Source organism: Candidatus Hydrogenedentota bacterium (assembly GCA_035416745.1).
Classification (GTDB): domain Bacteria; phylum Hydrogenedentota; class Hydrogenedentia; order Hydrogenedentales; family SLHB01; genus UBA2224.
The window spans coordinates 1-9,919 of the sequence record DAOLNV010000115.1 but is presented as its reverse complement, the minus strand read 5'-3'; the positions used below and the strand labels follow the sequence as shown (position 1 = coordinate 9,919).

At 56.4% G+C, this 9,919-nt stretch carries 7 protein-coding genes; 2 read left to right on the top strand and 5 right to left on the bottom strand.

Translation table 11 applies throughout. From position 1 onward, the window contains the following. From PLJ71_20920 to PLJ71_20900, 5 genes are all read right to left on the bottom strand, one after another. Positions 1 to 1,565 (bottom strand): hypothetical protein (locus PLJ71_20920; protein HQM51157.1); only part of this gene is annotated, 1,565 nt, incomplete at its 3' end. A gap of 299 nt (positions 1,566 to 1,864) precedes the next feature. Beyond that, positions 1,865 to 2,005, bottom strand: coding sequence for a hypothetical protein (locus tag PLJ71_20915; GenBank protein ID HQM51156.1), 141 nt, complete (start codon positions 2,003 to 2,005; stop codon positions 1,865 to 1,867). A 198-nt stretch (positions 2,006 to 2,203) separates the two neighbouring features. Continuing rightward, positions 2,204 to 3,742, bottom strand: a complete 1,539-nt coding sequence (locus PLJ71_20910; protein HQM51155.1) for a hypothetical protein — start codon at positions 3,740 to 3,742, stop codon at positions 2,204 to 2,206. Between the two features lie 52 nt (positions 3,743 to 3,794). Then, positions 3,795 to 4,547 carry a TetR/AcrR family transcriptional regulator gene (locus PLJ71_20905; GenBank protein ID HQM51154.1) on the bottom strand — a complete coding sequence of 251 codons (753 nt, stop codon included), beginning with the start codon at positions 4,545 to 4,547 and terminating at the stop codon, positions 3,795 to 3,797. Between the two features lie 110 nt (positions 4,548 to 4,657). After that, positions 4,658 to 5,299 (bottom strand): lysoplasmalogenase, encoded by a 642-nt coding sequence (locus PLJ71_20900; protein ID HQM51153.1) that lies wholly within the window; start codon positions 5,297 to 5,299, stop codon positions 4,658 to 4,660. 375 nt (positions 5,300 to 5,674) lie between these two features. Between PLJ71_20900 and PLJ71_20895 the strand changes: the two genes are divergently transcribed. Both PLJ71_20895 and dnaN read left to right on the top strand, forming a co-directional pair. Next, positions 5,675 to 7,651, top strand: a complete 1,977-nt coding sequence (locus PLJ71_20895) for an ATPase, T2SS/T4P/T4SS family (GenBank protein ID HQM51152.1) — start codon at positions 5,675 to 5,677, stop codon at positions 7,649 to 7,651. Positions 7,652 to 8,389: 738 nt separating this feature from the next. Then, positions 8,390 to 9,496, top strand: coding sequence for a DNA polymerase III subunit beta (dnaN, locus tag PLJ71_20890; protein HQM51151.1), 1,107 nt, complete (start codon positions 8,390 to 8,392; stop codon positions 9,494 to 9,496). Positions 9,497 to 9,919 lie beyond the last annotated feature (423 nt).

Genomic DNA, 9,919 nt, shown 5'->3' with positions numbered 1-9,919 from the left:
TTCAGCAACTCGATCGCCGCCCGGTGGTAAGTTGCCGCTACGAACGGACCACCCGAGTTTTCTTCGCCATACTGCGATTTCTCGCGGCCGTAGGCGAACGGTGCCATGCCGTCCCACTGCGTCTTGGGGATCATATAGCCGATCTCGTCGTTGGCGAGATTGAACATCATGTTGACCTCCCCCCGCATGGCCTGCCGGAGCGGCGGCGTCTCAAGGATTTCGCCGGGGTAGTCCGCGCCCTGGGGGCACTGGACCCCCCCATCGGCGATTTCGGGGTACAACTCGCCGGGGCACGTCAAAATGGACAAGTCCCCGAGCTGCATGGCGTGGACCTCGGTGCGGCCCTTGCCCCAGTACCACCCGGGATGGATCACCCCCGCGAAAATGGCCCAGTAGAACGGCCCGTCGAGAGGCACGAAAAACGTACGCCCAGCCACCGCGACTCCGGCATGGGCCGATTTGACCGCGTCGGAACTCCGCAAGGCCGCAAGCACCTCGAGGGCGACGTTTTCGCCCAGCGCCTGCGCTTTCTCGAACGAGGCCTCCTCGAACATCCGCTGCCCGTCGCGATGCGGCACCGTCGTGTGCAACTGGGTCATCAGCCCCCCGAGATTGCCCGAGAAAAACACGCAGGTCCCGCCCAATCCCGGCGCGCCATTGGGGTCCTCGATGCCTTTCTCGACGCCTTCCCGCAGAAAATGGAGATAATCCGATGTGATCAACGGGTTGCTCCCCCCAAGGGTCTCAGGATGGTTCCCCCACGACACCAGCGTCGCGATCGTGTCCTGGGTGCCGGGTCTTGTGAACCACGCCGCACGAATCTGGTCATCGTAGACATGCGGGAGGCGGCTGTCGTCCATAAATCCTTCGGGGTCGATTTTTGCCGCCGCGAGCGTCATTTCGGCCGGCTCGAGTTTGCCGGCCGCTTCGATGATCGCGTCCTTGCACGCCGTGAGCACCAATTGCAGGTAGGCATCGTCAAAGTAGCCCCGGAAAACCTTGTAACTCCATATCCCCATCGTGTCCGGCACTTCGTGAATATGATTGGATGCCAGCGTCACCAAGTCCAGTCCGAGTTCCTTCGGAAGCGATTTGCGCACCGTGATGAACCGCTCATTCGTTATGCCGATGCTGTCAATAGCGACCATCACACCGGTAACTCCATTGTTGCGGTACGCCAGCGCGCGCACCCACAAGGGGTCGTGCACTCCCTGGGCAGGGCGGTTGCTGTTGAACCCCGCCAGCCAGACGGCATCAAAGCGCCCGTTGCCGTTGGCGTCCGTGTAGGTGTCGCCCTTGTCGGGACGGTACCGGGTGTCTCCGTCCGCATCGACCCAGGGGTCGTATTGGGACAGATCGGGCGTGATGTCGCGCGTAGCGACACCGATTTCCAACACGCCGGGCTGTATGCCCTTGGATGCGGCCGTCTCGAGCACGTTCATTCGGTACAAACGGTACGGCCCTTTGACCCGCCACGCCACAACCACGGCCACAATCAGGAGTAAACAGGCAAAACCGCCCACAATCCCGCCCAGAACAGGATGCCGTCGAAAGAAGTTCATCATTCAAAAGGCTCCAACTGTGTGAGGAGGTGCAAACATACCCGGACACGCCGAAACACATACGCGGCAGGGTCGTTCCTGAGTGTACCACAGCATGGTAATTGATGGAAATTCAGGAGAGCTTCCGGCTGCGACAGGATGCATATCGGGGCGCGCTAATAAACCCCGTCACCCGGCACGAAGGGACGCGCACTCGATAAAGCCGCCTATGCGGACATTCGGACTGGCTCATCGCAGGCTTCTGGCAAGGCGGAAGAAAAAAAGGCGGCCCTCGCGGACCGCCTTACGCTTCTCGGGAGCCACTATTTTGCGCCGGTAAGCGGCAGTATGACCCCAATCATTGTTGATAGAATCGTGAATAACGACCCGATCAGGCTCAGGATCTCAACAGGGCCCTGGGCTTCGCGCACGCGCATGCGCGAGACTTCACGAACGTGTTTCATAACGGCTATTCCCCTTCTTCGTTCCGAGCTACAAGCCCGTCTGCACGCATCCGCGTCGCAACGACGTCACGCAGCATAATGCGACCCGGCTCGCGAGTCAACCTGCATGCATACTATGAATCCTACACGTGAACCCGAAGTTCCGTTACAGCCCGGCAGGGTCCGCCGAGCCCGGCAATCGAAATGGCGGTGTGCGCCTCAGGGGTTTCCGTCTTCAAGCCTCTGGAGTACCGCCTTCGCCGTGGTCTCGTAGATTTCCTGCCATTCGGGGGCAAGAAAGCACTCGGTGACTTCGTATCCGCCTTTCACATAGTCGGCAGCGGGCGGACCGTAGTGAAGGTAACCGTTTGAACACGCCGCCACGAAGGTGTGTTCAAAGGGTGAGGCTTTCTTGAGGTTAAGACCTATCTCGACGCACAATTCGGTCGCCGTCGTGACCAGCACAAAGTCCCCGATCCGGATGCCCTGTACCTCGGTAGTGACGGTTGGCTCCCCGGCGGCCCGGTTTATCTCCTTGTGCCGTTCCAACGTAGCGATCTTGTCCTGTATCCGCGCCAGCTTCTCCATGGTCCGCATGTTCTGGAGGTATTTCGCGAGGTGCGCCTTATTCTGCGCATCGATTTCGCTCAACTCGTCGGTGCCCATCTGCTCCGAATGCAGGTACCGGAACGAGTAATCCGAGGGATGCTCAGGGTCGAGCGTATATTGAATGTAAAGCGGCACAAACGTCTTGACGTTCAAACTGGTGCCTCTCAATGACTTAAGTAGTTGCGCCTGTTCTGCTTCGAGTTCCGCGATCCGCTCGTCGAAATCCGTCTTCCTGGGAAGCTTGATTGTCTCGGAGACGACCTTCAGCGCTCCCGCCCGGGTCTCGATGCCGTGCAGCGCCTTCAACGTGCTGAGCCCCAGCAGAATGCCCAACGGCTCGGAGTCGCGCGGCCGGTGGACGTCTTTATACAGGATCTCGGTGATGTCGCCAAGGGCGCCCTGCAGGAACAAGGCCATGACGCCCTCACCCAGATTCTCCTCGATGACCCCCGAGGCGAACCCCGGGAAATCCGCTGTCACACCGCCTCTCGGGACAGTCAGGTAGGGATGGCAGCCAAAATTGTAGACCACGGCAAAAGGGCGTCCGTCCAAACGGTCTATCCGGAGTATTCCAACCTCGGGATCGATGGGTCCCACGCCCACCACCTCCTCATCGGGCGGGCAGGGATTCGTGTGCCGAATCGTCCACGCCTTGCCGTCTTTGAGGATAAGGGTCCGGTTCATCGATATGCGGTCTTCGCGGCCTTCGCCCGCCCCCACCTTGACCCCGGTCATGCTCTCGGCGGCACGGCGCACCGCATCGAACGTCCGCTCGAGTTGCTCCGGAGGTTCGCAAAGCAAACGGCACGGAGGATGATTATGCGACGCGTTGACCAGGACGTTCCGGGCGGGAATCCCCAGTTCGCGCTCGATGCGCGCGCGGAGATTCGGCAGAAAGTCGTCCCCGACCTCGCCGATGCCTCCAATAGCGGTAACATCCATTGCGACGATGGCGAGCCTGGTCGTGCCATCGTCCATCACCAGGGCCTTGGCGTACAGCGGATCGTTGATGCGCACCCCCTCCGCCGAGGTGGTAATGTCGCTCTTGGCCACGCCGGCGCGCAGTCCCCCTCCTTCCGCATCCGATGCGGCCGCCCCGGCAGCCCAAACCACGAAACCAGCCACGATCAGAGCGCTGTGAATGTACATTGCCGAAACTCCAGGAATTGGACAGCACACGCGGCCTCAGCCCTCGGAAAGGTCAGCCGCGGTCGCCGTACCAGTTGCCTTCGCCATAGAGACGCTGCGCTTCCTCGGGGAAGACCTCTTTCCGCGCTCGCGCCAGACTTTCCTCCCAGTCAAGCTCGTGAAAAAGAGGACGCCAGCCGTATCCGTCCGCCAGAACGCTGAATACACGAAAGAGATTGGAAAACGGGTTGTCGATCCCGAGAACTTCCCGGGGACTGTTGCGTTCAATGAGGGTGAATGCGCCGTCAACCAGGGCCCATATACCGAATGCCATCTCCTTGAGCACGCTGTCGTCTTGAGGCGTAAGGTTGCCTTCCCTGACCGCGTCCTGGAGGATCCTGTGGAGCAGGGCCACTTCGCGCTCCTCGAGATGCACCAGCTCGCTGAGACGTTGGGGAGACGCCTTTTCGCGGATGGGCCCGACCGTCATGTGCATGATGCGCGAGCCGTCCGGATTGAGCCGGGTGTAGAGCGCAACCGCTTCGCCGAGCGCCACGACCCGCTCCCGTGACGGACACGAATGTGCCGCCGCGCGCTCCATCATCTCGAGCCGCGCCCCCGCGCACGCGACGGCAAGCGCCACGAGCAGGTCCTCCTTGCACCCGAAGTGTTGATACATGGTGCCTTTCGGGCACGCACTTACCGACGCGACCCGTTCCATGGTCAGACCAAAGTACCCCCGCTCGAGCAGCACGGCGCGCGCGGCGGAAAGAATAGACTCTTCGCGCTGCCTGATTTCCGTTTGCCATGACGACCACTGCGCCATTGCCCAACCTCCTGCACGGGCCCAAAGTTCAAGGCAATGGTACTACATGGCACGGCGGCGCCGCCATCCGCCACACGGACAGAAAGAAGCCGCATCTCCAGCGGAATGGCTCACCCGTACAGCCAGACGCTCAGAGCAAAACACCACACCGCCGCGTAATATTGGGGAAGGCCAAGGATGGTATTCGCGTAACCGGAGTGAACAAAACGTTCCCGTGCAACAAAGATGTCCGAAATATAGAAAAGAATCGCGCCGGGAAGAAGAATGGGAGGCCCCCCATTTCCCACGGCCCCCGCGGACAAAGCCACCATGCTTGAAATGACCAGCATGTACGCGTACACGGGTATCTTCATCTCGCGGAGCACGTGAGGGCGCAACCAAGGCACGACGAACAGCGCCGGCAGGATCATAACCACCCCCGAGGCCAGAGCCCAGACCGGGTTGATGCCCGCCATAAAGAACGCATACACCAGCCCCCCGTGCGCACCCAGAAACGCGAACAACCCTACAAGAAAAAGTAGCTTGTCTTCATAGGCAAGCAGCAAATCGCCTATCCAGCACAAAATGAGGGCAAAAAGAACCCACCGTCCATACGGTGTCCCAAGCGCGCCGCCGAAGTAGGCAAGAGCTACAAAAGCCGTCGAAGCCACCATCTTGAAAAGAACCCGTCCGGGAAATTTCTTCCGCTCCGCTGCGAGATTCATCCCCAGGGCAATAACAAGCACAACTGTGCACCCGACGACTTGCGGCACCAAAGAACATCTCCTATTCGTAAACAACCGGCATTCAAGAACCCCTGCGCTGGTATACCAGAAGCGGCGCCACAAGAAAAGACCGGCGTTGCCACAGCAGAACATGGCAGGCAAACGCCCTTGCCGCCTCCTATCGCCTTCGCCAGGATACCCCAAGGAGTTGACGGTGGGTCGACGGCGCGTTCCGCGCTGCTGCCCGCCCCTGCCAAGCAGGCTTGCTCAACTGGTCCGGCTTGGATGGAAAGGGCACAGGATCTGCACCCGCCACACGATTGCCTGACAGGGCTGATGATGAAAATTTCTTTACGTAAACGCGAGACGTGCATATAATGTGGGGGGCAAGATATTTCAACGTGAAGATGTAAGGGGAGTCCCATGGCAGGAATATCCGGCAAACACGAGTTTGGAGACGAACTGGTCCGCCAGGAAGTGCTGACGCGCGAGGAATTGGACGCCATCATGGAACGGGAAGAAGCTACGGGAGTTCCATGGTACCGCCAGTTGATTCAGAAAGAGATCATCAGCGTTGGCGCCCTCGAAGACTTGTTCCGTTACGAGTATCACTCGAAGGCAAAGCGTCAACAAGACGAGTCCATCGGCGCTACCCTCGTGAAGATGGGGGAAGTGACGAAAGAGGATCTCAAGAAGGCGCTGGCGGAACAGAAGCGCACGGGACGCCTGTTGGGAAAGATCTTGCTCGATGGCAAGATCGTCGGACCCGAAGCTCTGGCGAAGGCCCTGGCAAGACAGCATAAGCTGGAATATGCCACCCTGCCGAAAACGTCGAGCCACGCCGAAGCTCTCGAGGCGGTGCCCGAGAGCGTGGCAAGAAAATACAAGTTCATCCCGGTGCGAATAGAAGGCGACCGGCTTACGGCTCTGATCGGCGATCCGCGAGTGTTGAACTCCCTCGAAGATGCGGAGGTCTTCCTGGGTAAACGCATTCATCCGATCCTGAGCCACATTGACAACTTTAACGAAGAGCTGAAAAAGCGGTATGGCAAACGCGCCACGGCTGCCCTTGATGAACCCGAGGCGCCTCCACCGAAAGCGGCGCCCAGACGCCGGCCAGAGAGTGTCCCCGAGAAAATGGAACCATCCAAAGCTCTGAAGCAGGGCGAGGAAAAACAAGGCGAGGTTGTTATGATTGAAGAAATCGTCACGGAAGAGACCACCTTGGATTTTGCGGAGATTGCTCGGCAAGCATCTGGGGCGTCGGTAATGCAGCTCGTAAGCAAAATGATTGAAGGCGCCGTGAACTCGGGCGCCACCGATATCCATCTCGACCCGCAGGAGCCCGAGATGCGCGTCCGCTACCGCATCGACGGCGTTCTGCATGATGTTATGAGCATTGACCACGAGATCGAGGCCGCTGTCGTATCCCGCGTCAAGATTATGGCGGATATGGATATTACGGAAACGCGCCACCCCCAGGACGGCCACATCGCGTTCGATTTTGCGGACAAAGAGTTCGACATTCGCGTCGCCACGCTGCCGTGTTTCCTGGGCGAGCGCGTGGTGTTGCGTCTGCTCGATGCTTCAGCGGTTCTCCAAGGAATCAAGGATCTCGGTCTTGAAACAGAGGACATCAAGAAGCTCTCCACTCTCATTCAGCAGCCCTACGGAATGATCCTCGTGACCGGCCCGACGGGAAGCGGCAAGACCACCACATTGTATGCCGCCCTGAATCAGAAGAATGTACTCACCGAAAGTATTGTCACACTGGAAGATCCCGTGGAGTACCAGCTTTCCGGAATCAACCAGGTCCAGATTGAGACTGAAATCGGCGTCAGTTTCGCCAACACCCTGCGCGCGGCCATGCGTCAGGATATCGACGTCCTCCTCGTAGGCGAGATACGCGATGCCGAAACCGCCCGCATAGCAATTCGAGCGGCCATGACCGGGCACCTCGTGTTCAGCACGCTCCATACAAATGATGCGCCGGAGGCGATCAGCACCCTGCGCAATATGGACGTGCCATCTTATTTGCTCGCGAGTTCCCTTACGGCCGTGGTCGCCCAGCGTCTGGTGCGGAAGGTCTGTCCGAAATGCAAGAAAGCCTTCACTCCCGCAAAAGCGATGCTCAAATCCTTGAACCTTCCCGAGAGCACCAAGAAACTTTACCGCGGCGAGGGATGCACTGCGTGTTACCACACGGGAACAAAAGGACGCACGGGCATCTTCGAGGTTCTCGAAATCACTCCGCAGATTCGCCAAATGATCGCCGCGGACGAATCTACCGAAAAAATCTGCCGCGCCGCGAAACTCAAGACAATGGCTGACCGATGCCGGAATAAGGTTAAGGAAGGCATCATTCCGCCCGAGGAATTTCTGCGCGTCATCCGCACCTGAACCCGCGTGCCCGCGATTTGCACACGCCGACGGTGTTACCCTGGGTGTGGCTTATCAGGGTTAGCCCTACAAGTGTGTAAGCGATATTACACCAAGTGTGAATAAGTTGTGGAAAACATCTGTCTGCAGAATAGCCCTTTGAATACAGATTGTTTGAATGACCCTGATAAATGTAAGTGCAACAATGGCTTAGGTACACATGCTGGTTTTTCCTGACTTCTCAGCAAGCTCTATAAGGTGGTGTGAATAGATGGCTTATGGATCCTTGAAGTATCGTGTGACGCCCGCATATTTCACACGAAGAACGTGTTCCACGATCTGGGTGTTCAGGCACTCTCGCAGCCGGACTGATAATGAATACGGCTCTCTTTTTCTCCAGGGAAGAATCATTCTGCGTGGAACATCAAGAGTTGTTTGTCATTGGGGAAAGTGTCTGAAGAACGTTGGTTCTCTGGTGGATTTTTTACCAGGTCATCCACATCTGGCCGGCCGAATGGAGCTCGTTTTTCAGTTCCTTGGCTCGCTCAGTGAATGATGTGGATAATCCGATACCAACTCTCCAGATTTTTCCAACAAGTTAACTTGTTACTTATTCGGGCTTTAGATCGTTCTCCACACTATACAGCCGCCTATGACTTCGAATACTTGTATTTCTTTCAAAAAAAATAGATTATACAAGTGAAAAACACTTCATCGAATTGAGATGCTTCAATCGGGGATACGGAGGGAGACCTGGGAATGAGAATCACAATCGCGCGACAGGACTTGCTGGATGCTGTCAATAAGGTCAAGACGGTGGTATCGCCAAAATCGGCATTGCCGATTCTGTCGCATATTCTGATGGAGACCGGAGAAAGTCAGGTGCGTCTCACGGCCACCGATCTCAAGATCAGCATTGAGTGTTCCGTGGATTGCACAGTAGACGAACCTGGCTCGCTTACGGTGTCTTCTCAGCGTTTATCGTCGATCCTCTCGGAACTGCCAAGTGGAGACTTGGTCCTCGGGCTTGCTGAGAGCAATGTCGTAACACTGAAGGCCGGAAAAACTGATACGAAACTATTCAGTATGTCGCCCGAAGAATTTCCTCCCATAAGAAGCTTTGGCAATGTTGAGCCGATTATTCTCGATCAGGTGGTTTTGAAGAAGTTGTTTTCGAATACCTCATTTGCGATTTGTTCCGATCAGACGCGATACAATCTTACCGGTTTGCTCTTTGAAATCCAGGGTGGTGCGCTCACGGTAGTTGCTACTGATGGGCGCCGGATGACTTTGTGCAGCACGACCGAGAACATACCGGAAGGACTCTCGATAAAAGTCATCATTCCCGGGAAAATGATCTCAGAACTCGAGCGCCTTTTTACCGGTGAAGGGGACGTGAAACTCTTCTTCGATGAAACTCAAGCAGCCTTTGTTTTTGATTCCAACCGCTTAGTAACAGCTCTTATCGAAGGAACGTTTCCAAATTACGACATGGTCATCCCGAAAAAACACGATAAAGAAGCTTACATAAGCACGTCGTTGTTCATGGAGGCTATTCGGCGTACTCGGACCATGACAAACGACAAATTCAACTCAGTGCGTTTCGTCTTTAACGACGGGCAACTTACACTGCGCGTGGTCACTCCTGAAGTTGGCGAATTTACGGAAGACATGTCCGTGGAATATCCCGGTGACCTGCTGGAGATCGCGTTCAACCCTGATTTCATCCTGGATGCCCTGCGCCATATCGACACTGAGAAGACATGTCTGGTTCTCAAGGACGGCATGAGCCCGGGGCTTCTGAAACCTTTCAAAGACAAGCCCCTGGACAATTATCTCAACATCGTGATGCCTATTCGCATCTAGAAAACCTTCGTCCTGTCTTTATAGAATCCCTTGGTCTGCTTCGATCGGCCGTGCCGAGCTCGTGCCTGACGACACGATACAGATGTCTCCGCCATGTTCAATTTGAGACGATCGTCTTTGCAACCCAGGATATGTCCCTTATGTTGTGGTAAAGGGACGACTCGGCTGCCTATGGAGACAGCCTGTGGATTACTTGTGGAAATCCCCAAGCCCAAGAGGAATCGCGACAAAATTCACAAACTCATAAGTTTTGTCAGCTACATTTCCATATACTCCTAAATTATTCCAATTACATGGTTTAGATAGGGTCAGACAAGATCATGTCATGTATGCTATGAGTTTTCCTCCGTCCTCAAAAGGAGTACTTCAGGACCTGTGGAAAACCTTGCCATTTGCAGAGTTTCTTCTCCCACATCTTGTGGT

Bases quoted from the DNA above. Each gene is read 5' to 3' on its own strand.
- PLJ71_20915 (HQM51156.1), bottom strand. From the start codon at position 2,005: ATGAAACACGTTCGTGAAGTCTCGCGCATGCGCGTGCGCGAAGCCCAG.
- PLJ71_20905 (HQM51154.1), bottom strand. From the start codon at position 4,547: ATGGCGCAGTGGTCGTCATGGCAAACGGAAATCAGGCAGCGCGAAGAG.
- dnaN (HQM51151.1), top strand. From the start codon at position 8,390: ATGAGAATCACAATCGCGCGACAGGACTTGCTGGATGCTGTCAATAAG.
- PLJ71_20895 (HQM51152.1), top strand. From the start codon at position 5,675: ATGGCAGGAATATCCGGCAAACACGAGTTTGGAGACGAACTGGTCCGC.
- PLJ71_20910 (HQM51155.1), bottom strand. From the start codon at position 3,742: ATGTACATTCACAGCGCTCTGATCGTGGCTGGTTTCGTGGTTTGGGCT.